Origin of the sequence: Arcticibacter svalbardensis MN12-7, assembly GCF_000403135.1 — a bacterium.
Classification (GTDB): domain Bacteria; phylum Bacteroidota; class Bacteroidia; order Sphingobacteriales; family Sphingobacteriaceae; genus Arcticibacter; species Arcticibacter svalbardensis.
The window spans coordinates 45140-67992 of the sequence record NZ_AQPN01000085.1 but is presented as its reverse complement, the minus strand read 5'-3'; the positions used below and the strand labels follow the sequence as shown (position 1 = coordinate 67992).

The window sequence follows — 22853 nt, the reverse complement described above, 5'->3', positions numbered from 1 at the left end:
AAAATTTATGACTTTGTTAAGTGTTTTGGATGGCCTTAATTTGGCTTATTGAAAACTAATTTGAATTTAAATACAGGTTTTAAGATGTTGATTCCTTAAAGAATGAAATGGAAAAAATTCATTTTTGAGGTTCATATATGATCTAAACGCCTTAAAATTAAACGCTCCTATAATTTGCAAGTAGTATAAAATATAACAGGATCACTTAAAGCATGCTTGCTTTAACTTGTTTATATCCAAATAATAAACTTCTTTGTTCTAAGTAATTTGACCTTCAGGGATTGCTTTTAGTTTAATTCATTCATATGTAACTAGGTAGTTAATTTGCTTTTTGGGAATTAAACTACTACTTGTCCTGGTTACTTTGCCGCTTTATAAACTGGCAAAGTAACAGAAATCATGACATTATTTGATGCGGCACTTTCATTTTTCATTCTGTCTATGGCAGTGACTACATAATAGTAGCTTCCAGGAACGCTATCCGTATCAATGAATGTGGTTTTGTTCTCAAAGCTGATTTTTATAATGTTGGCCGCGTTTTGTATATTAATTTGTTCGGATGCATTAAAGCGGTATATCACGTAGCCATATGCAGTTTCTCCGTCACGAGCCCGTATGGGTTCATTCCAGTTTAGCAATACTTTGTTGTCTGATTGTAAGGCCACCAAATTGATGGGTACCTGTGGTGGGGTATCATCTCTCCACAACATCTGTGGAGGTAGAGATGGCCTTGAATAAAAATTCTGTCTGAGGGAGTCCTGAAGCCCTGCATAGTTGCCTGTGAGGGATTTGGAGCTGAAATATACACTCCCCTGAATCCGGTTGTTGTTACGTAAATACCTGATCTGGTCGGGGATCTGTGACTTGCTACTCCATCCGGGACGCCTTTCAATGGCTCTGTAAGCCGCCTGACCAATATAAACATGTCTTCCAAAAGCATTATCGCTCCACCAGTCTGTAAGCTTTTCGAAAGCAGCAGATCTGTTATGGAATGGAAAATAAATCTGAGGGTTTATATAATCAATCCATCCTTTCTCAATCCATTTTTTTGAGTCCCCATATAAGGATCCATAGCTATCAAGTCCGTTACTCTCCGAACCGGTAGAGTCCTGTGATTTGTTTCGCCATATACCAAAGGGACTAATGCCAAACTTGACGTATTTCTTTGCCATGTGAATGCTATCAGAAAGTGTTTGAATTAAGGTATCTACATTGTGCCGTCTCCAGTCGCTTATATTATTGAATTCTTTACCATATGCTGCAAATTCTTTAGAGTCGTTGATAAACTGACCCTTTTCAGGATAGGGGTAGAAATAGTCGTCGAAGTGAACGCCATCAATATCGTATTTCCGCACGACGTTCATAATCGTTTGAACGATATATTTCCGGACCTCAGGAATTCCTGGATTAAAAAGTTTCTTGCCGCCGTAATTAAAAAACCAGGAGGGGTTTTGACGCGTAATATGATTAAGACTTATTTCTGAGTTAGCCAGTGTAGTAGAAGCACGGTATGGATTAAACCAGGCATGTAACTCCATTCCTCTTTTATGGGCTTCTTCGATAGCGAAGGTAAGGGGATCATAAAAAGGAAAAGGCGACTGACCCTGTTTGCCAGACAGGAATCTACTCCAAGGTTCTGTACCGTTGCCATAAAAGGCATCGGCAGCAGGCCTTACCTGAAGTATGATGGCATTAATGCCACTTTTTTGGTGTTCATCCAGGATGCGAAGCAATTCATTTTTTTGATTTTCTGTGGAGAGACCAGGTTTCGAAGGCCAGTCAATGTTGGCAACGGTTGCCACCCAGACCCCTCTGAATTCCCTTTTAGGATGAGCCTGAGCGTCGTTTATTTGAGCAAAAGCAGATGAGATAGAGCAAATTAAAAAGAGGAGTATTGTAAACTGATTTAAAATTTTCATTATAGATAGCTATTGAATGCATGTCAGGAGGTAGGTAGACTTTCCTGCTAATAAATGGCAAAGATACTTGCTTTAAATTTAAATTGTTAAAAGTTAATTAGGCTAAACAGAAAGGCTTTATGAAGTGTTTTGGATTAAATTATACACATGTTCAATAAAGGCTATTAAAAAAGCTGCATATTAGAAGGATATTTGAACTAAAAAAATACACTTGATCTTCTTTGCTTGGGCAGAGAAATGGAATACAATTAAAATTATACTGTTATGGAAAATGACTCCCCCGAACAAGTTCCTACCAAAGATTCGAACAAGTTTTACTTTTTAATACTCTGTATAGTTGCATTGCTGGGTTCTAATATATACGTATACGTGAACGGTAAAAAATCGGATGATAAAATAATTACATTAACGGATGAGAAATCCCGAATGGAAATTGAGATCGATAGGATTGAAGCCGAACTGGATCGCACAAAGAACTCCTATCTGGACCTTTCTGCGGAACTAAAAGAGGGACAACAAGTGGCAAGGGTAAAGATTACTGAGCTTCGAACTCAATTAAAACAGGGAAAGTTAACGCAACAGCAGTTAGCCAGGGCACAAAAGGAAATAAAAGATTTGAGGTCGTTTGTATCCAGCTATACCGCTAATATTAAGGAGCTTGAAAATAAAAATGTTTCTTTGGAAATTCAAAGAGATAGTTTACAAACTACTGTGGCGAACATAAATGAGCGAACCTCAATACTTGAAAAAGAAAATTTAGATTTGAATGCCAAGGTTAAGGTAGGTGCTGCATTGAAGATTGCCAATATTGTCGTATCGGCAGTACGAATAAGAAATAGTGGTAAGGAAAGTGAAGTGACCAGAGCTAGCACAGCAGAACGTATAAAAATAAGATTTACTATTGCAGACAATGCTCTTGCTGCCAAGACGTCACATGATATTTTTATGCGGATTGTTGACCCTAATGGTAATCTTTTAATTGCAGATGGTGGGAGTTTATTCACGGCTAACGATGACGAAATGCAGTATACGTATAAAACAAGCATAGACTTCGACAATACGTATGGGAAGCTGTTTTCTATAGACTGGAATAAAAAATTACCTTTTCAAAAAGGAGAGTATACTATTATTTTATATGCAGATGGGTACACCGTTGGTAAAGCTGTGTTAGCTTTGCGTTAATCTGATAGACCTAACTTACAATTGGTAAACGCAAATAAAAGGTAGTTCCTTTATCCTGTTCTGTGACGAACGTAATGGTGCCTAACATGTTTTCGATAGCCTGTTTAACAAAGGCTAAGCCTAATCCTGTTCCTGAACTTTTCGTGGTAAAATTAGGATTGAAAATAATATCTTTCAAATCTTCAGGTATCCCTTTACCATTGTCAGAAAGAGTAATTAAAGCAAATTGCCCATCGGTTTTTAGTGATAGATTGATGTAACCGGGTTCCGTTTCAGGAATTGCCTCTATTGCATTTTTTATCAGGTTGTTGAATATTCTCAAAAGATGATCTTTACTTCCATTAAGAAAGAACTCAGACATATCATGTTTAAAAGAGATCTGAAGTCCAGGAGAATTTGCGTAGATCTCTACAGATCGTTCAATGATATCTACCAGATTAATCCTTGAAAAAGGAGTATCTGGTAGTTTAGCAAAGTTAGAGAACTCTGAAGCAATCAATGCAAGGCTTTCAATCTGCTCAATAAACGACTTGCTGAACCGTTCAAACTTTTTACTAAAATTAGGATCGTTTTCGCGCCATGATTTTTCAAGCAGTTGTACGCCCAGCTTTAGTGGGGTAAGCGGGTTCTTTATTTCATGAGCAACCTGTTTGGCCATTTCACGCCATGCCGACTCTCTTTCAGAGCGCGCTAGTTTCCTTGCGCTTTCTTCCAGCGCTAAGATCATCGTGTTGTATTCTTTAATTAAACTGCCAATCTCATCATTGCTTTCCCATTTAATAGGTTCATTTTTCCCGTCAATACTTACCTCACTGAGGCTTTTACTCACTAATGTAAGCGGAAATGTAATCTGGTTGGCAAGAAATATGGCAAATATGGCAATGATGATTAGTACAAGCGCATATACATTAATCAGGGTGTTTAGATAGTGCCCTATCCGGGAGTCATAATCACGCTGAAAAGAAAATCTAGGTATGCTGAGGTAGGCAATTGTTTCGTTCCTATCGTTTCTTAAAGGTTGATAAGCGGTTATGTATTTCATCCGTCCTACCTGTTCTTCGTTGAGGTATTCGGAGCGTTGAAGCCTGCGGAGATAGATATAAGCCAATGAATTCATGCGGGGCTCTAAGAAACCATTATCGTAGATCTTGTATTGCGTAGTAAAGAGTAATCGGCCGTTTACGTCGTATAGGTTCAAGTCTGTCGCGTTTATCTCAGAAAATGTCCGCAACATATCTTCTGTAGCCATTAACTTTTCATTCTTGAAAATTTTATTCTTTTCTAATCCTGAATTGATTTGATTGACTTGTTCGATTACACCTTTCTCCAGATCGGTTTTAAATTGATTACTTATACTAAAATAAGTAATTAAACTAACCATCAATAGTGTAAAAGCAATAGCGACTACAAGTGATGCTTGAATCCTGGTTTTGTATAGAATCCGATGCCTGGATAAAAGGTACTTCCATCCATTCCGGTCAATCATAAAATTCTCGTCGTGGAAGGTTACCCATACCTGATACAGCAAACCGATAAAAACCGTTAGCAGGATCATCACCAGAAACATAAAGGATACAGACGCCAGTTTCATAATCAATGATGAGATCGGACGGCTTACTACAATAAGTTTCTTGGCATTGGATTGATAGATAAGATGACTGTATCCATTTTGTTCCGTAAAAATAAACTGATTGATTTTACCAGGAAAAGTATTATTAATTAAATTGTAGGTGTAATTACCGTTTTGATTGAGTAAATGCCCATCCAAATAAAAGGCAAATGAATAATTGTCTAACCCCTTATCCGAAATCATTTTGCTGTCTATCAGCACTTCGGGCAGCGTACCCAAATTTTTAAATGTCTTCGATTTTAAAGTAATGATTAAGGTCCCAATCTGCTGATTGTTATCTTTTACCGGAAGGATTGCAAAATAGTTCTGAAAGCCGAAAGTGTTATTTACACGATAGAAGTTTTCAGAAACTTTAATTGATCCAGCCAACACAAGATTCCTGTAGTTGTGGATCTGGGTGCTATCTGCCGTGTTATATTCCTGCCCTGGAGTAAATGTAAAGGTTTCAAATTCATATCGGGACAAATAACCTTCAAAATAAAGTTTCTTTAGATTATCATCCAGAACCGCTTTATTTATGGTGTGTTTTCTAAAGTACTCCTTTATAAATTCGTCGTTACTCATTTCTTGTTCCAATGACAAGAAAAGGAGGACGGCATTAGGATCATCAGCCGATTCTAATTTGTAAGCAGTGACCTTTCTTAACTCTCTTTCTTTTTCAAATTCAAAGGAAGACAGTTTAATAGAGGCAATTATTGAAAAGATTAACACACTAAACAAAAAAATGACCAAACGGTAGTTTCTCTTTTTTGTATAAAAGCAATATCCTCTAATAAATAGTATAATACAGAATAATGGAATGTAAACATTTATAGTACCCAGGATCAGATTGATCAGTAAAAGAATGATAATCCCGTTAATGAATATTTTGAGTTTTGTCAGGTTTGAAATAGGTAGTTTATCCCCAATGGCCAGGATGATTTCCAGTACAAGATAGAGGTTAAAGGCAGAAACGTAAAGTAAAAAAATAGCAATCCAACTGTGATTGGTTAGATTTAAAATATTGGTAAGGTCGAAATTAATATTTGATTTAATGATTAAAGCATAGAACAAATCACTTTGCTGTGAGGCAATCAAATAAATAATCAAGCCCAAAAGAGTAAAGATAATGATGCCCGCTATTTTATTAATGGGTAATACGGTCAGTCTTAATTCCTTTCGGAAACTATAAATGAAACATAAAAACCAACTGATAATAATTGTATTGAGCAGGTAGTCGCCCAATGAAGGAAGAAAAAACCCATCATTAAAGTGCCTGGGGTCGAATAAACTTACGTTAAATACCGTGTCCAGGTAAGGGAAATAGAGTGTATAGATCCTGAAAATTAGAAAATATAAGAAAAAGAGACAAGTTGCAGCCTTTACATGTCCTTTGGAAGCAATAGAAACACTTAAATAATTGATAAAAATAGTAGCAAAAAGTACGGCAAGAGCCCACATGGATAGCTCCAGTGTAGAGTAGAAGGTGTTTGTTAAAGAAGACTTCAGTTTAACTGAAAGCATAAAATCGCCTCCAATGTTCCTAATTGTATAGATTTTTTTGTCGCTGAGGCCGGCAATTTCAAGATTATTATCTTTAATAAGATCTTCGGCAAATACGTTTTTCAGATATGAATTCTGAAATTTATACTCTGCTTTTAGGGGGATAATACAAACAACTGAGAAGGATCCGGAAGTCTTTTTTATAGCTTCATACCATCCGTTGTGCGTTTTTATCCGGTTACTTCCTTCCGTTAAGCCGGCATCTGTTTGAGGAGCAACTCTATTTGCTCCCCAGAATACCAATTGGTTGTTTTTATAGGTATGAACATAAATCGACTTTACATCCCGGAAGGTCTGGATTAAATTTATGGCAAGCTTTGGGTTTTTATGAACAGACCGGAGTGCGTTAAAATTTACAGAATCGCTTAAATAATCATTGATAAACTTTTCCTTATTGTGAAGACGCGTCTCTAGTGTTTTGGCATCAAAATCTAGTAACTCATCCTTGCTGTACGTAAAATTTATTAATAAAGCAGTAGCTGCACAGCTTAGTGTTAGCAGAAGTAATATGATTCGTATCTTAAAAGTAGCGCTCACAATAAGTATTAAACTTTAGGCATTGAAATTTATTTTATGAAGCACTCTGTGTCGGCATAGATCTGTTTACTTTTTTAACTAAACCCTGCAGTACATTTCCAGGACCAACTTCGGTAAATGAAGTAGCGCCATCTTCGATCATTCTCTGTATGGTTTGAGTCCATTTAACTGGTCCAGTCAGCTGAGCAATCAGGTTATGTTTGATACTTTCTGCATCTGTATGTGCTTTTGCATCAATATTCTGATAGATTGGGCATATAGGGGAAACCACTGTAGTAGATTCGATAGCACTGGCTAGTTCTGCTCTTGCAAATTCCATTAGTGGGGAGTGGAAAGCTCCATTTACATTCAGTTTAATAGTACGCTTAGCACCTCTTTCTGTTAGCATAGCACAAGCTTTATCCACACCTTCAATGCTTCCCGATATGACAATCTGTCCCGGACAGTTATAATTTGCTGGTACCACAATCTCACTTATCATTTCGCAAACTTCTTCTACTGTGTAATCATCCAGGCCTAGAATTGCCGCCATTGTAGAGGGTTGAATTTCACACGCACGTTGCATGGCATTCGCACGGGCTGCAACTAGTCGCAATCCATCTTCAAACTGAATTGCACCAGCGGATACAAGGGCAGAAAATTCGCCAAGAGAGTGTCCTGCAACCATATCTGGTGCAAATGTCTCACCTAAAGATTTAGCAAGTATCACTGAATGCAGAAAAATTGCAGGCTGAGTAACACTGGTTTGCTTTAATTCTTCGTCCGTTCCATCAAACATGATGTCTGTAATGCGGAAGCCTAAAATTTCATTAGCTTGTTCAAATAACTCTTTAGCGGTTTCTTGTTGGTACAGGTCTTTGCCCATTCCTATAAATTGAGCACCCTGTCCAGGGAAAATATACGCTTTCATTTAATCGGGATTATAGTTAAAATATGGCTGGAATTAATCCAGGCTTGCTGTAATTAATGTAAGAAATTCGGAACGGGTCCTTTCGTTTGCAAAAGCACCTGTAAAAGCAGAAGTGGTCGTAACCGAGTTTTGTTTTTGAATTCCTCTCATAGACATACATAAATGTTTGCATTCTATTACGACAGCAACTCCAAGGGGAGCTAAAGTCTTTTGAATACAGTCGCGAATTTCATTTGTTAAACGCTCCTGAACCTGCAATCTTCTCGAATACGCTTCCACCACTCTGGGTATTTTGCTTAAGCCTACGATGTGTCCGTTTGGAATATATGCAATGTGTGCCTTGCCGAAAAAAGGAAGAAGGTGATGCTCACACATGGAATACACTTCAATGTCTTTTACCACTACCATCTGGCTGTATTCTTCTTTAAACATAGCACTTCGCAAAATCTCTTCCGGCTTGAGGTCGTATCCATGAGTCAGGAATTGTAATGACTTAGCCACTCTTTCAGGTGTTTTCAACAACCCATCCCGTGTTGGATCTTCGCCTAGATCTGCTAATATTTCAGCATAATGCGAAGCTATACGTTCAATTTTTAACGGATCATATCGTTCAATTTTTCGTATCCCATTTCATTATGTTCGGTTGAATAATTCAAATCGTGTTCTTTCATTTCTTAAGATATTGGCTGGTGGCCATAGTATTCTACATAGTTGTTTTCTGTTTCTACAAGCTTAACTTTATGTAGAAAAACGCCTTTTGCCTCAATGTGAGGCTGTAACTGATTGAAGATCTCGACACATATTACTTCAGTGGAAGCCATTTTCCCCTGCATGAAATCTACATCCAGATTCACATTCTTATGATCCAGTTTATCCGTTACATGACTCTTGATAATATCTTTCAGTACTTTTAAATCAATTACATAGCCTGTTTCGGGGGCAACAGCTCCTTTTACGGTGACAAACAACTCGTAATTATGGCCGTGCCAATTGGGATTTGCACATTTACCGAAAACTTCCAGGTTTTTCTCATCGCTCCATTCTTCCCGGAATAATTTATGGGCCGCATTGAACTGTTCTCTTCGGGTGATATATATCATTTAATTTTAATAAAGTGCGAATATACTTAAAACTGATGTCTTAAATGATTATGCAGCCTTCAGCTTTCTGTATATTCGTCCAATGAAATCATTGATTGTCTCAGCTACCGAATTTGAGATTGCACCATTCCTTTTGCGCTTTAATTTACAACAGGGAATTAATCATATCGGTACTAATCAGGTTTTTATTCTGATCACAGGAGTAGGAATGGTGGCTACAGCCTTTGCAATGGGACAAATCCTTTCCACACAATCTTTTGATTTTGCTGTCAATGCCGGAATAGCCGGAAGTTTCAACAGCAACCTTAAACTGGGTGAAATTGTACAGGTAAAAGAAGATTGTTTTTCAGAACTCGGTGCTGCCGATGGATCGTCATTTATCTCCATTGATCAATTGGGTTTTGGAACAAGAATAGCTAACCCCATTCCCTACCAGGTTTTAAATGTGCTTACCTCTACTTTGATAAAGGCCAAAGGCATTACAGTAAACACGGTACATGGCAGCGAACAAGAAATTGCCACTATTATTCAGCAATTACAACCCGATGTGGAATCCATGGAAGGAGCCGCTTTCTTCTACTCTTGCAATAAACTACAAATTCCCAGTATCCAGATAAGGTCGGTTTCCAATTATGTGGAACGCCGGGATACCGCGAAATGGGATATTCCTCTTGCTATTCAAATGCTTAATCAGCAGTTAATTCTACTATATCAAACATTATATGAAGCTTAAATTAGGTTTTTCTCCTTGCCCAAATGATACTTTCATTTTCGATGCATTGATCCATCATAAAATAGATACTGAAGGTCTTGATTTTGAGATCTTTTACGATGATGTGGAAACATTGAATCAAAAAGCCTTTCGTCAGGATCTTGATATCACTAAACTCAGTTTCCATGCCTATGCCTACTGCGTGCAGAACTACGTTTTGCTCAATTCTGGTAGTGCCCTTGGTTATGGCGTTGGACCGCTTGTTATTTCCAAATACCCGGTTACGGATCCAAAAACAGTTTATACCGATAAAACAGTCGCCATCCCTGGTAAATTTACTACTGCAAACTTCCTTTTTAGTCTGGCTTTTCCCGAAGTGAAGAATAAAGTGGAGTACCTCTTTTCCGATATCGAAGATGCAGTGCTCTCCGGTAAAGTAGACCTGGGACTGATCATTCACGAAAACCGCTTTACTTATGAACAGAAGGGTCTGCATAAAGTAATTGACCTCGGTGCTTTCTGGGAAGAAAAAACAGGCTGTGCTATCCCGTTAGGAGGGATAGTTGCCAAACGAAGTCTGGATCAGGACACCAAACATAAAATAAACCGGGTGCTCCGTAAAAGTGTAGAGTACGCTTTTGCCAACCCAAAGTCGGGAATAGAATTTATACGCAGTCATGCTCAAGCCATGGAAGACGAGGTGATGTATAAGCATATTGAACTGTACGTAAATAAATATTCTGTAGATTTGGGCGCAGAGGGCCGGAGTGCTATAGAATTATTGTTTTCTAAAGCGGTCAGTGCAGGTGTTATTCCAGAAGTAAAAGAACACTTGTTTCTTATTTAAACCCCTTTCATAAATTATGATCGTTATTACAGGTGCAGCAGGATTTATTAGTAGTTGCCTCGTTCAAAAATTGAACGATGAAGGTTTTTATGACCTGGTATTAGTAGATGATTTTTCCAGCGCTGAGCAAAATAAAAACTTTGAAGGCAAACGGTTTTCGCATCAGGTTGACCGTAAAGATTTCATTCAGTGGATTCGTGCAAACCATATACATACCCAGTTTATTTTCCATCTGGGTGCCCGTACCGATACCACCGAATTTGATTACGCTCTTTTAAATGAACTCAATCTGGAATACTCCAAAGAAGTATGGAATGCCTGTGTAGAGTTCGGCCTGCCTTTAGTGTATGCTTCTTCGGCTGCAACGTATGGACTGGGAGAACAGGGTTACGAAGATGATGAACGCACACTCGACACCCTTAAACCATTAAATCCTTATGGCGAATCAAAGAACTATTTTGATATATGGGCGTTAAAACAACCGCGTGCTCCCTATTTCTGGGCAGGTATGAAGTTCTTCAACGTGTATGGCCCTAATGAATACCATAAGGGTCGTATGGCCTCTGTCATCCTGCATACTTTCAATCAAATTAAGGCAACTGGTGAAATGAAATTATTCCAGTCGCATAACCCTAAATTTAAAGATGGGGAACAGATGAGAGATTTCGTTTATGTGAAAGATGTGATCAATGTACTTTATTTCTTCATGCACCACAGGAAAGATTCAGGCATTTATAACCTGGGAACCGGAAAAGCGCGGACTTTCCTTGACCTGGCAACCAATACATTTAAAGCTTTAAACAAGGAACCTGAGATCAGCTTTATCCCTACGCCTGAGGATATTCGCGATAAATACCAGTACTTTACCGAAGCGCCTATGCATAAATTGCTTGCTATAGGGTATAACAACCCATTTCACACCCTCGAAGAAGGTGTTTCTGATTATGTACAGAATTATTTAGTTTCCGGAAAATACTTTTAAAGCCACTTTACCAGGCATTATTAGCGTTGATAAAATGCCGGGAGGTATTGATGGAGAAATCTATAACTGCTCTTTCATCTGGCTGAGTGTCTTGATGCTTAGCCTGGATGAAATGCCGGAGGTAATAATAGAGATCGTTGTTACGGTTAGGAATACCAGAACAAAATCACTCACATTCAAGCCTATGGGATAGGCATCGGTGATAAAACTTTCTTCAGACATTTTAATAAATCCGAAGTGTTGTTGCGCAAGGCAGAAAGCAAGTCCTGCCGCCATTCCTGAGATGCATCCGATTAGTGAAATCATCATTCCTTCAAAGAAAAAGATCTTCTGAATCAGGGAAGTGCCTGCTCCAATGCTATTTAAAATCACAATATCCTTTTTCTTATCAATAACCAGCATGGTTAAAGATCCTACAATATTAAACACCGCAATGATCAGCACAAAGGTCAGGATCACAAATATGGCCCACTTTTCCGAATTGAGTATCTTATAGAGCAGTTCATTCTGTTGAATGCGGTTTTTCACTACATACTGACTTCCCAGCGCCTTTGCGATCTCTTTTTGAAAAGCCTCAGCAGATACATCCGTTTTCAAATAAATCTCAATGCTTGAAATATTATCTTTTTCCTCCAGCAGTTGCCTTGCAAATTCCAATGAAACCAATACCGTTTCGTCAAATTGCTGCTGAATCTGAAACACACCCATAGGGTGTATGGACTTTACTGTAAATTCATCTGCCGGATTGATAGCATTAACAGCACCTTTCCTTGGCGTGTAAATGTCCAGCCTCTGGAAATCATCATGAATATTAACCGACAGATACAATTGTACCAAAGACCCAACAACGGCATAATTAATGCCATCCTTCTGCAGGGTAAACGCTCCATCTGTTAGCGTGCTGTCCAATTGTTTCCTTTTCAAAAAATCGGCACTTACACCTTTAACAGTGGCAATATGCTGTCTTTTTCCGTATCGTAACAACGCTTTTTCCTGTAAAACCTCCGTATAGTTGATAATCCTGGGATCATTTTTAAGCGTGGTAAAAACGGCTTTATGCGGGTTAAAGCTCTTACCTTCTGCTGGTTCTATCTTAATTTCCGGTGTAAAGGTATTATACATGGATAACACCATGTTTTCAAACCCATTAAATACCGATAGAATAATAATTAAAGCGGCACTTCCTACAAATACACCCAGCATAGAGATCCCTGAAATAAAGTTAATCGCATGGACTGACTTCTTGGAAAAGAGGTATCGTTTAGCTATAAAATAGGGCGTATTCATACAATGCTAAAGTCAGTTTAAAAAAGGATTATGCAATTTTTCAAACCCTATTGTGGTTGCAGGACCATGTCCGGGATAAACCATACAACTATCAGGCAGCTTAAAAAGTGTTTGTGTAATGCTCTGGATTAGCTGATCGTAATTTCCTCCTATCACATCCGTGCGGCCAATACTTTTATAGAATAAAACATCTCCCCCAATCAGGAAGTCGTCCTCTTTATCATAAAAGCATACATGCGCAGGCGAATGGCCGGGAGCAAATAGAATTTCAAGCGTGCTGTTTCCAAAAGTAATCGTTCCGCTTTCCCCGAGATAAGTTTCTGGTAATGGCGATACCTCATATTGAATGCCCATAGGCGCAGCATAAGCCGACACCGAAGTAAGAACCGGTAACTCGCCTTCATTAAAGCGCGGGAGCAAACCATAGCTGTCAAAAATGAATTTGTTGCCCAGCACATGGTCAATATGGCAATGTGTATTCAGCAGTAACACTGGTTTTAGTCCTTGTGTCCTGATGAAATGAACCACCTCATCTTGCTCATTCCCAGTATACATTCCTGGATCAATAACTACACATTCCCCTGATTCATCATATAAAATATAGGTGTTTTCCTGAAACGGATTACATACAAAAGACTTGACCTGTATCATACTTCAAATTTGAACTTAAAAAATGGCTTATTCATCAATTAATTCCAATGAAAGGTTTTAATCATGACATCAATATCCTTTTTAATGAACCTGAGCACCGGTTGAATGGAATCCGCTCTGGGTTCCTCATTGAAATATAAAGCAGCTCTTAAATAATGCTTGCTGCTATCAGTAAGATAAAACTGAACAGAGGATGCTGTATTGCCCTCAATGGTATAATAAATGCCATACAGGCGCCTTTTAGGGTCTGCAATTCTTCCCTCATCTATAGAAGTCGCTTTCGACGTATGCTTAAAGGCAAACGTCCGTGCATCTTCTGTCAGCGCATTAAATGTTTTCTTCGAATCTATATCATGATAGCTCAGATGAAGGGTCGCGTTAAATTGAGGAAAGTTGATATTTTGCCAACAAGGTTCTGCCAGCGCCGTGCTATCAGGCCCTATTGAGGCATATACGGGATATTGAAAGGAATACGGACAAGTTCCGTTATACGTTCTGTAGCTTTTTTCAGGAAAGGTAATTCGAAAAAAACCACGAGGTTTAGGCGCATAGTCACCTCCGCAAGAACTGAAGAGCAGTAGGATGACAAAGGAGGTATACATAATGCCAACCCTCATTTACTATTCCAAATTTCCCATGATCTTTCTGCCTGAAGATGTAACATCTCATCGCCATTTTTAATCGTTGCCCCCATTTCTCTGCCTCTTTTTAAAAATACAGTTTCTACAGGATTATAGATGAGATCATACAATAAATGCTTTTTTGTCAGATGTTCATAGGGGATATCCGGACATTCATTTATCGCAGGTAGCATACCCAGAGGTGTGGCATTAATAATTACAGTATATTCTGAAAGCAGTGCCGGAGTGATATCCGTATATAACATCTGTTTCCTTGACTTTTTTCTCGATACGACCTTAAAGCTGATATTCAACTTATTCAGCACATAAGTAACGGCTCTTGAGGCGCCACCACTTCCTAAAACCAAAGCTTTAGTATGGTGTTTTTTCAACAAAGGCTTTAGAGAAATCTCAAAGCCATAGTTATCCGTATTGTATCCTTCAAGCCGCATCTTTGTAGAGGCAAGTTCACCAGAAAAAATGGATTCCAACGAATTACTCTTTACAACCTTAATGCAGTTTACCGCATCAATTGCTTTGGCTACCGGATCAATCTTATCCAGATAAAACATAACCCCTATTTTATAAGGGATCGTTACGTTTAATCCGCTCAAATCTGGAGTAGAATTGATAAGTGCCTCAAAGTCACTTAAGTTATCTATTGGATACAGTTCATAAACGCAGTCAGCAAGCTTTTCGTCCTCAAACTTTTTTGTAAAGTAATTTTTAGAGAAAGAATGACTTAAGGGATAACCTATTAACCCAAATCTTTTCATGATTATTGCCCCGCTATGGAATGTTATAAAGAATTAATGAAGTGATTAAAGGTATCGCCTCTTAGTCCCAGTCTGATGGTTTCCAAGGGAATAACTTCTGCTGGTGCAATATTACCCAGGTTCACATTCGTTCCAACAAGCTTGATAAACCAAACCTGCTGATCTTTTTGTGGCGCTTCCCAAATTATTTTATCCTTCGGGATTTCAGTTAAAATTTCATCAATCAGGCCTTCTCTAACTTCTCCGGATTCACGATAGATGCCTACATTGCCCCCTTCACGAGATTCGGCAATGAGTTTCCATGAGCCTGCATCCAGTTCTGCCTTCATTAATTTGATCCATTTGTATGGCGCAAATATTTTTTGAGCATCTTTAGATCCTACTTCCGAAATTACAGTAACCTGCTCGCTAAGCTTGCGGATGTACTCACATTTCTCTTCATGAGGAATATCAATAGAGCCATCAGAAACTTCCGCGTGTTTCATCCCATATTTATCTAATATGCGACGGTAATCGTCAAATTGATTGCGGATGATAAAAGCTTCAAAAAGAGTTCCACCAAAATATACCGGAATGCCGGCATCCTGATATACTTTTAATTTTCTGCTTAGGTTGGGTGTTACATAGGAGGTTGTCCATCCTAATTTAACAATGTCTATATGTGGACCAGCTACTTCAAGTAAGTCTTCTATTTCCCGAACGCTTAAACCTTTATCCATAACCATGGTAAGACCATGATCGCGGGGTTTTTCAGTGCGGACAGGAACATTTTTTAGAATATAATTTAACATACGTTTACAAATCTCAAAAAAAAATCCAATACTCAGCTTAAAAGGTATTGGATTTTTCTACTATTCTGGTGAATGGTGATTAGATTAAATATTTATTTATCACTTCAATGATCGCTTTATTTGATTGCAGCTGCGGTAAATACTCAAATAAGATCTCATGTTTTGTTGGGTCAATTTTAAGCGCAATCTCCAAAGTCTCAATGGCTTCATTAAATTTCCCTGTTGCCATAATGTAAGCAACCATGCGGTAATATAACTCTGCCGTATCCGGATTATTCTTAATTCCTTCCTGAATTGTTTCAGTAGCCTTTTCCAGCTCATTCGATTCATAAAGAACCGATGAAAAGTCAAGCCATGCATCTGTATCCAAAGGATTCAGCTCCACTACTTTCTGATAAGCCTTTTGTGAGGCGGCCAAATTACCAAGTTTATAGTTGGCATCTGCAATTCCAAACCAGTAATCTGGGAACGACTCATCCGAATCACGTGCTTTTTTGAAATAATGCAGCGATTCAAAGATCCGTCCCTCCGAATCAAGCGTCACACCAATTCCATACCAGGCGTCACCCAGTTCAGGATTGATCTTTACCGCTTTTTTGTAGTAAGATCTCGCTTTCTCCATTTGCTCCAGCTTTTCATAACACTCACCTAAAGAACAGAATGTGTCCGCATTAGGTGGTTCATAGCCTAGTGAGAGCTTTAAAGTTTCAATCGCTTCCTCAAATTTATCCATATGGATCAGCGAGTTGCCCTTATTATAGTAGGCAGAGGAGAAATCTTCCTTAATCAGGATCGCATAATCATAGGCATCTACTGCTTTTTCATATAAATCCATTTTATGATAAGCATTTCCGAGATTATACCAGGCCGGATAGGAGTAAGGCTCTTTGTCTATATATTGCATGTAGAAATCAATGCACTCATCCTGTCTGTTCGTTACATCATAGCAGAATGCCAGCTCATATAGCGCATCCTGATTTTCCATGTTTTCTTCCAGAGCAAGACGAAGGTTGATGATAGCGCTTTCATAATCGTTCAGGTTTTGATAAACCAATGCAATCTGAAGCAATATCTCATCCGTGCTTTCTGCTAAGGAACAGGCTTTAAAGTAATTTTCTAGTGCCTCATGATGTCTTTCCAGCGATTCGTAGATATTCCCTCTTAAAAGGTAAATATCCGGATCCGATGGCTCTAATGTTTCTGCTTTAACTAGAGATGCAAATGCCCTTTCCGGCTCATTTGTTGCCATAAACAGTTGACACTGCTTAAGAAAAAAAGCGGAAGCAAAGGGATGTTGGTTTATAGCAAATTCAACAACCTGTAAGGCTTTAACCGGGTCATTGTGCGAAATGTAATAATCAATGATGCTTTCAAATGCCCTAGAGTCGAAAAAAAGCTGATCTTCATTCCTAATCATCTCTTCATATCGCTCTACTGAAAACTTAGGATCCTCAGAGAATTCAAATTCAAAATCTTCTTCCATATATACTATGTTTAAAGAACGCTTGTACTGGATTTTAAGTATACCTTAAATAGTCCCACAGGTTTTATTTTTATTAAAATAATAAAAGGAAAAAATATAGAAATGATGAGTTTTCCACAATCGGCTCTCCCCAAAAATAATGCACTATAAAACAAGGAACTAGCTGTTTTATATGTGGATAATTTCTTTTCCATCTTTTAACGCTGTTATCGAATTTTACAAAAATAACAATTTTTTTCTTAATAAGATCAATGATGGCGATTATGGCTTAATGGAGACTATTTGTAGATTACAAGTAATTATGTTTGTTTTGTACCGTTAAACCATATACGAAATGAAACCTGCTGAGATTAATAAAAAGTGGACGGAGTTGCAGGTAAAGATTGCTGCTGACTTTGACACTGACCTCCCCGATATTAAAGTGATGCTCTTTTTAATAGGCGTTCAGGAATTGGGCAAGGGACCCAAAAAGTTCTCCAAAAGACAGAAAGAGGAGTTGATGCATATTGCTAACTGCAGGTTATTCAGCGAATTGGGGTTCTATGAACTGGAGGGACTGGATCAGGATGGCTGGCCGCATTGGAAACTAGCTAAACAAATGCCTAATTATACCCTCATGGAGCAGGAAATGCTCATGAAAACGCTTATCCTTACCTATTTTGAACAAGAATGAAATATATAATCCCCTTTTTGTTAATTACGATCCTGTTTTCCTCTTGTGCCGTCTTGAAACCGGATGCTTCTGCAAAAAAAACAACGCAAGAGAATAAACCGAACTTCTTCAATAATCTATTTGGCAAGAAAGACCAGAATATGTATGTCCGCATCAGCACTCCTAAGGGCTCATCCATTATTCGTCTTTATAGAGAAACCCCGAAACATACGGCCAACTTTATTAAACTCGCTAAGAGTGGTTATTTTAATGGAACGCTCTTTCATCGTGTGATAAAAAACTTCATGATCCAGGGAGGCGACCCCGATTCAAAACATGCAAAGCCAGGTCAGTTGCTTGGAGAAGGGGGACCTAAATACACTATTCCCGCTGAACTTAATCCTGATTTATTTCATAAAAAGGGTGTTCTGGCGGCTGCAAGGGACGATACACCTGACAAAGCCTCCAGTGCCTCACAGTTTTACCTGGTGCAAGGGAAAACCTATACAGACGAAGAGCTTGACCGCGTTGAGAAAATTAAGCTAAACGGAAGAAAGATCCCTGCTAACCACCGCACCGTATACAAAACCATAGGAGGGGCTCCTTTTCTTGATATGAACTATACCGTATTTGGAGAGATTGTATCCGGTTATGATATGGTTGATAAAATTGCCGACACTGAAACAGACCGAAATGACCGGCCAGTAAAAGATATTGTTATGCAAGTATCCGTACTGAAAGGAAAAGAAGTCCGCAACCTCGAAAAACAGCTTACTCAAGAGTCTTTCCGCCGTAAACTCATCATGAAATGAAACTCATCACCTATAACGTCAACGGCATTCGCTCTGCTTTAAGTAAAGACTGGCTTACCTGGCTAGAGGCCGCAAACCCCGATATTGTATGCCTTCAGGAAATAAAAGCATCTCCGGATCAAATCATTACTGCTCTTCCCTTATTAGAAAAACTAGGTTATGAACATTATTGGTATCCTGCCCAGAAAAAGGGATACAGTGGTACGGCTATCCTCTCAAAAATAAGTCCCACACACGTAGAATACGGCTGTGGCGATTGCGATTATGATTTTGAAGGTCGCGTATTACGTGCTGATTTTGAGGGTTTCTCTGTGCTAAGTACCTATTTCCCCTCAGGTTCCAGTGGTGATTTAAGGCAGGCCTTTAAATATCGCTTCCTGAAAGATTTTCAAGTCTACATCGATCAGCTGAAATTAAGCCGTCCCAACCTGATCATTTCCGGCGATTATAATATTTGTCATAAACCCATTGATATCCATAATCCAAAATCAAATGCAAACTCTTCCGGCTTTTTACCCGAAGAAAGAGAGTGGATGGAAAACTTTATCAATGCCGGTTTTGTCGACACGTTCCGTGAGTTTAATCCCGATCCGCACCATTATACCTGGTGGAGTTTCAGGGCTGGGGCACGCGCTAAGAACCTGGGCTGGCGTATTGATTACAATTTGGCGTCAGAAGGGCTGAGAAGCGCTCTAAAACGGTCATCTATCTTGTCGCAGGCCATTCATTCAGACCACTGTCCCGTGCTGGTAGAGTTCGATATCTAAAAAAACTTACAGATCAACAGCTTACTTATTGCATTTAGATCCAATCATCCGAGCTGATTTTGTACTATCTCGTTATTAATTTAAGCGCACATTATAGGCACCTTGTCCGCACCTCCTCCGCACCTTCTCCGCTCCGAAGCATCAGAAATGCGAAGAAGGTGCAACACAGTTGCCTGTTAGGTAAGATCAATACAGTAATCAAATAAGAAGTTTGGATGAGTTTAAAATTCCCAGGTTTTGTCGGGAGTAATGCAGCTATCCAGTCGGATGTCTAGTGCATCATGAGGAAGGATGTTTTCTTCTGGTGGAAAATAAGATAGACCAACTTTTGCTGCATCGGGGCGGCACTCGCTCAGGAACCGATCATAAAAGCCTTTTCCATATCCTAAACGGTTCCCCTCCTTGTCGTATGCCAATAAGGGGATTAGAATCAGATCTATCTTTTCTGCTGGGACATATTCTTCGGAATGAGGTTCGGTAATGCCCCAAGCGTTCATTACCAAGGTGGTGTCGGCTCTCCAGATAACATGTTGAAGTGAAAAGTCGGCTAAATTACTTTTTGGAAGTACAAGGGTGATGTTCGGATGTTTTTCGCGGATCTGATTGGCAATATGCAGACAGTTGATCTCCTGTTTTCCAATGATGGGGTAGAAGATATGGAGATATTTAACCTGATCGAGGTTCATTAAAAAAAACTGTTGGGCGATATCTGTACTCCATTGCTCCAATTGATCGGGGTGGATTTGCTGTCTTTTTAGAGCATACTGCTTTCTTACTTCCTTCTTGTCCGGCATAAATGAAGTTTTAGATCCGATCAGTGTCTTTTATAGTCCGCTAACTGAATTTCAAAGTTACAGAAATCATATTCATACTCCTGGTTGGAGCAGATAATCAGGGTACGGTTACTGCCGAATAGGGCCACAAGATCTTTGTACCAGATGATTCCGGCTACATCTAAATTGGAGGCTGGTTCATCAAGCAACACCACAGGTGTGTCGGAACAAAGTGCGACAGCAAGTTTAACACGCTGTTTCATCCCAGATGAAAAGTATTTAATTAGTTTATCGGCAGACTTTTCCAGTCCCATAAGGGAAATGATGTCCTTGGGTTTCAGATGCTGTAAGGAAGATTTGAATTTGAAATGAAACTCAAGGAATTCGCTGAGCGTAAACTCCTCAATTAATTCCATATAGGGGGCTGCAATACTGAAATAGGGATAAACTTCGTCTATATCAATTTCCTTTTGCTGCGTGGTATAGGTAATGGTGCCAGTGGAAGGAGTAAGACTTCCGGCAATCACCTGCAATAGGGTTGATTTGCCAGAGCCATTAATTCCTAATACGGCGTATGATTTTCCTTGTTCAAAGGTATAGTTCAGGTTCTCAAAGATCCATTCCCTATTAAAGCGCCGGCCAATATGATGCAGTGTTATTTCCATTAGTACCGGACCGGCTTTAGTGTCATTATGCCCCCTGGTATCCTTTCATAATACCACGGTTTGATGTTCTAATGAAATCAAGGATCTCATCTCTTATTTCTGTTGGCTGATGTTCTGCTTCGATGATATCAAGCGCTACGGCTGTATTGTAGTTTTTTACAAATAGTGTACGGTAGATATCTTGAATTTCATTGATCTGTGTGTTGGTATATCCTCTGCGGCGTAGTCCTACTGAATTGATCCCTACATAAGAGAGTGGTTCGCGACCTGCTTTTACGTATGGAGGTACATCTTTTCTAACCAGGGAACCTCCGGTAATGAAGGCGTGAGAACCTACTTTGCAAAATTGATGAATCGCTACCATTCCGGCTAAAACCACATAGTCGCCTATAGTAATATGTCCGGCTAGCGTAGTGCTATTGGAAAAAATACAATTATCACCTACCACACAGTCATGTGCGATATGGCAGTATGCCTGGATGAGGCAATTTTTCCCGATCACTGTTTTCCACTTATCTTTTGTGCCCTTGTTTATGGTCACACATTCGCGGATCGTGGTATTGTCGCCTATTTCGGCTGTTGTATCTTCGCCTTCGTACTTTAAGTCCTGGGGAATAGCCGAGATAACTGCTCCCGGAAAGATCCGGCAGTTCTTGCCAATCCGGGCACCATCCATAATGGTTACGTTGGGACCAATCCAGGTACCCTCTCCGATAACAACATTCTTATAAATGGTCACAAAGGGTTCAATAACCACATTGTCTGCAATCTTTGCCTCAGGATGTATATAGGCTAATGGTTGGATCATTCTTCTTCGTTTTTAACTTTTACAATCTGGGCCATCAATTCGGCTTCCACAACTATTTTCTCTCCCACTCTTCCAACACCTTTCATTTGTGCAATGCCGCGTCTTATCGGAGCCATCAGATCACATCTGAAAACGATGATATCTCCAGGGGTTACAGGAGCTTTAAATCGTGCGTTTTCTATTTTTAAGAATAAAGTGAGCCAGTTTTTTGGATCGGGAACAGTGCTGAGCACTAAGATTCCTCCTGTTTGAGCCATTGCCTCAATTTGCAGCACACCTGGGAACAGGGGACTACCTGGGAAATGACCGCGGAAGAGATCTTCGTTCATGGTTACATTTTTAACCCCGATCACATATGTTTTAGTCAGTTCCATGATCCGGTCGATCATCAGGAATGGCTGTCTGTGGGGCAAAATGTTCATGATCTGTACCGTGTCATATAAAGGGGGGACACTCGGATCGTATGGTTTGTAGAGATTTTTTTTACGTTCTTTTTTGATCTGTGCTTTGATCTTCTTTCCAAAGGCAATGTTGGCTGCGTGTCCTGGTCTGGCTGCCATAATGTGGCCCTTCAATGGAACGCCAACCAGGGCAAGGTCGCCGATCATGTCCAACAGTTTATGTCGGGCTGGCTCATTCTGATGTCTCAGCTCAATATTATTCAGGATTCCTTCCCGCGCTACATCAATATCTTCGCGGTTGAAAAGTTTAGCAAGATGTTTTAATTCTTCTTTGCTTACTTCTTTGTCTACCACAACAATGGCGTTGTTTAAGTCACCACCTTTAATCAGGTTATGCTCCAGTAAGGTTTCCAGTTCATGAAGAAAACAAAAGGTTCTGCTTGATGCTATTTCTTTTTTAAACTCGGAAATGCTGGTGATTGCAGCATGCTGACTTCCCAGAATAGGTGAATTATAGTCAATCATGCAGGTCAAGCGATATTCATCGTCAACAGGCATAGCAACCATTTCTACCTTTCGATCGGCTTCGGTATAATGGATGTTAAAAGGAATATGATAGTATTCTCTTTCTGCGTCTTGTTCAATATACCCAGCATCTTCCAAAGCATCTATAAATTGGATTGAGCTTCCATCCATGATAGGGGTTTCAGGTCCATCCAGATCAATTAAAACGTTATCCACCTCTAAACCTACTAAAGCGGCTAAAACGTGTTCTATTGTGCTTACACTTGCGCCATTTTGAGATATTGTGGTTCCTCTGGAGGTGTCCGTTACATTATCAACATCTGCGTCAATAATAGGCTTACCTTCAATATCAATTCGTCTGAATTTATATCCATGATTTTCAGGTGCAGGATTAAAAGTCATATTTACAGGTTGTCCTGTATGTAATCCTGTTCCTGAAACAGTGATTGCTGTTTTAATTGTTCTTTGTTTAACGTTCATA

Annotated in this window: 22 protein-coding genes; 7 read left to right on the top strand and 15 right to left on the bottom strand. The window is 39.3% G+C overall.

Annotated elements, in window-relative coordinates; all coding sequences use genetic code 11:
* Positions 1 to 359 precede the first annotated feature (359 nt).
* Positions 360 to 1919 (bottom strand): glycoside hydrolase family 10 protein, encoded by a 1560-nt coding sequence (locus ADIARSV_RS11390; protein WP_016195670.1) that lies wholly within the window; start codon positions 1917 to 1919, stop codon positions 360 to 362.
* 264 nt (positions 1920 to 2183) lie between these two features.
* Here ADIARSV_RS11390 and ADIARSV_RS11385 point away from each other — a divergent pair, with 264 nt between their 5' ends.
* Positions 2184 to 3101, top strand: a complete 918-nt coding sequence (locus ADIARSV_RS11385; protein ID WP_040299852.1) for a hypothetical protein — start codon at positions 2184 to 2186, stop codon at positions 3099 to 3101.
* Between the two features lie 10 nt (positions 3102 to 3111).
* Here ADIARSV_RS11385 and ADIARSV_RS11380 read toward each other — a convergent pair whose 3' ends face one another.
* The 4 genes from ADIARSV_RS11380 to ADIARSV_RS11365 are packed head-to-tail and all read right to left on the bottom strand — an operon-like array spanning position 3112 to position 8820.
* Entirely contained in the window at positions 3112 to 6810 is a 3699-nt protein-coding gene (locus ADIARSV_RS11380) for a sensor histidine kinase (RefSeq protein WP_016195668.1), read from the bottom strand.
* 34 nt (positions 6811 to 6844) lie between these two features.
* Positions 6845 to 7720 carry an ACP S-malonyltransferase gene (gene fabD / locus ADIARSV_RS11375; protein WP_016195667.1) on the bottom strand — a complete coding sequence of 292 codons (876 nt, stop codon included), beginning with the start codon at positions 7718 to 7720 and terminating at the stop codon, positions 6845 to 6847.
* Positions 7721 to 7753: 33 nt separating this feature from the next.
* Entirely contained in the window at positions 7754 to 8344 is a 591-nt protein-coding gene (folE, locus tag ADIARSV_RS11370) for a GTP cyclohydrolase I FolE (protein ID WP_052017006.1), read from the bottom strand.
* A gap of 50 nt (positions 8345 to 8394) precedes the next feature.
* A complete protein-coding gene (locus ADIARSV_RS11365) occupies positions 8395 to 8820 on the bottom strand; it encodes a 6-pyruvoyl trahydropterin synthase family protein (protein WP_016195665.1) in 426 nt (141 codons plus the stop codon).
* Positions 8821 to 8902: 82 nt separating this feature from the next.
* Here ADIARSV_RS11365 and mqnB point away from each other — a divergent pair, with 82 nt between their 5' ends.
* From mqnB to rfaD, 3 genes are read left to right on the top strand one after another with little or no spacing between them, the layout of a single operon-like run.
* On the top strand, positions 8903 to 9553 hold the full coding sequence (gene mqnB, locus ADIARSV_RS11360) for a futalosine hydrolase (protein ID WP_016195664.1): 651 nt from the start codon (positions 8903 to 8905) through the stop codon (positions 9551 to 9553).
* On the top strand, positions 9543 to 10379 hold the full coding sequence (locus ADIARSV_RS11355; RefSeq protein WP_016195663.1) for a 1,4-dihydroxy-6-naphthoate synthase: 837 nt from the start codon (positions 9543 to 9545) through the stop codon (positions 10377 to 10379). Before mqnB ends, ADIARSV_RS11355 begins: the two co-directional genes overlap by 11 nt.
* A gap of 16 nt (positions 10380 to 10395) precedes the next feature.
* Entirely contained in the window at positions 10396 to 11361 is a 966-nt protein-coding gene (gene rfaD / locus ADIARSV_RS11350; RefSeq protein WP_016195662.1) for an ADP-glyceromanno-heptose 6-epimerase, read from the top strand.
* Positions 11362 to 11421: 60 nt separating this feature from the next.
* Here the strand turns inward: rfaD and ADIARSV_RS11345 are convergent, their stop codons facing one another.
* The 6 genes from ADIARSV_RS11345 to ADIARSV_RS11320 all read right to left on the bottom strand — a co-directional run bounded on the left by ADIARSV_RS11345 (position 11422) and on the right by ADIARSV_RS11320 (position 16969).
* Positions 11422 to 12648, bottom strand: a complete 1227-nt coding sequence (locus tag ADIARSV_RS11345) for an ABC transporter permease (RefSeq protein WP_016195661.1) — start codon at positions 12646 to 12648, stop codon at positions 11422 to 11424.
* Positions 12649 to 12660: 12 nt separating this feature from the next.
* Positions 12661 to 13299 (bottom strand): MBL fold metallo-hydrolase, encoded by a 639-nt coding sequence (locus tag ADIARSV_RS11340; protein WP_016195660.1) that lies wholly within the window; start codon positions 13297 to 13299, stop codon positions 12661 to 12663.
* Between the two features lie 38 nt (positions 13300 to 13337).
* The gene (gene gldD / locus ADIARSV_RS11335) at positions 13338 to 13916 is read right to left on the bottom strand and encodes a gliding motility lipoprotein GldD (protein ID WP_016195659.1); all 579 of its coding nucleotides are present in this window, start codon (positions 13914 to 13916) and stop codon (positions 13338 to 13340) included.
* Complete coding sequence (locus tag ADIARSV_RS11330) at positions 13913 to 14695, bottom strand: shikimate dehydrogenase family protein (RefSeq protein WP_016195658.1); 783 nt, start codon at positions 14693 to 14695, stop codon at positions 13913 to 13915. The genes gldD and ADIARSV_RS11330 overlap by 4 nt, the downstream gene beginning before the upstream one ends.
* A 23-nt stretch (positions 14696 to 14718) precedes the next feature.
* The gene (locus ADIARSV_RS11325; protein WP_016195657.1) at positions 14719 to 15486 is read right to left on the bottom strand and encodes a phosphosulfolactate synthase; all 768 of its coding nucleotides are present in this window, start codon (positions 15484 to 15486) and stop codon (positions 14719 to 14721) included.
* 79 nt (positions 15487 to 15565) lie between these two features.
* Positions 15566 to 16969 carry a tetratricopeptide repeat protein gene (locus ADIARSV_RS11320; protein ID WP_016195656.1) on the bottom strand — a complete coding sequence of 468 codons (1404 nt, stop codon included), beginning with the start codon at positions 16967 to 16969 and terminating at the stop codon, positions 15566 to 15568.
* Between the two features lie 334 nt (positions 16970 to 17303).
* On the opposite strand from ADIARSV_RS11320, the gene ADIARSV_RS11310 reads away from it, so the two are divergent.
* From ADIARSV_RS11310 to ADIARSV_RS11300, 3 genes are read left to right on the top strand one after another with little or no spacing between them, the layout of a single operon-like run.
* Entirely contained in the window at positions 17304 to 17642 is a 339-nt protein-coding gene (locus ADIARSV_RS11310; RefSeq protein WP_016195655.1) for a hypothetical protein, read from the top strand.
* A complete protein-coding gene (locus ADIARSV_RS11305) occupies positions 17639 to 18433 on the top strand; it encodes a peptidylprolyl isomerase (RefSeq protein WP_016195654.1) in 795 nt (264 codons plus the stop codon). The genes ADIARSV_RS11310 and ADIARSV_RS11305 overlap by 4 nt, the downstream gene beginning before the upstream one ends.
* Positions 18430 to 19200, top strand: a complete 771-nt coding sequence (locus tag ADIARSV_RS11300) for an exodeoxyribonuclease III (protein ID WP_016195653.1) — start codon at positions 18430 to 18432, stop codon at positions 19198 to 19200. The genes ADIARSV_RS11305 and ADIARSV_RS11300 overlap by 4 nt, the downstream gene beginning before the upstream one ends.
* 221 nt (positions 19201 to 19421) lie before the next feature.
* Here the strand turns inward: ADIARSV_RS11300 and ADIARSV_RS11295 are convergent, their stop codons facing one another.
* From ADIARSV_RS11295 to ADIARSV_RS11280, 4 genes are read right to left on the bottom strand one after another with little or no spacing between them, the layout of a single operon-like run.
* Positions 19422 to 19994 (bottom strand): 5-formyltetrahydrofolate cyclo-ligase, encoded by a 573-nt coding sequence (locus ADIARSV_RS11295; protein ID WP_016195652.1) that lies wholly within the window; start codon positions 19992 to 19994, stop codon positions 19422 to 19424.
* 20 nt (positions 19995 to 20014) lie between these two features.
* Positions 20015 to 20638 carry an ABC transporter ATP-binding protein gene (locus ADIARSV_RS11290; RefSeq protein WP_016195651.1) on the bottom strand — a complete coding sequence of 208 codons (624 nt, stop codon included), beginning with the start codon at positions 20636 to 20638 and terminating at the stop codon, positions 20015 to 20017.
* A 25-nt stretch (positions 20639 to 20663) separates the two neighbouring features.
* Positions 20664 to 21446: an acyl-ACP--UDP-N-acetylglucosamine O-acyltransferase gene (gene lpxA / locus ADIARSV_RS11285; RefSeq protein WP_016195650.1), complete on the bottom strand. Its 783-nt coding sequence runs from the start codon at positions 21444 to 21446 to the stop codon at positions 20664 to 20666.
* Entirely contained in the window at positions 21443 to 22852 is a 1410-nt protein-coding gene (locus tag ADIARSV_RS11280) for a bifunctional UDP-3-O-[3-hydroxymyristoyl] N-acetylglucosamine deacetylase/3-hydroxyacyl-ACP dehydratase (protein ID WP_083936569.1), read from the bottom strand. The genes lpxA and ADIARSV_RS11280 overlap by 4 nt, the downstream gene beginning before the upstream one ends.
* Position 22853: the final 1 nt, after the last annotated feature.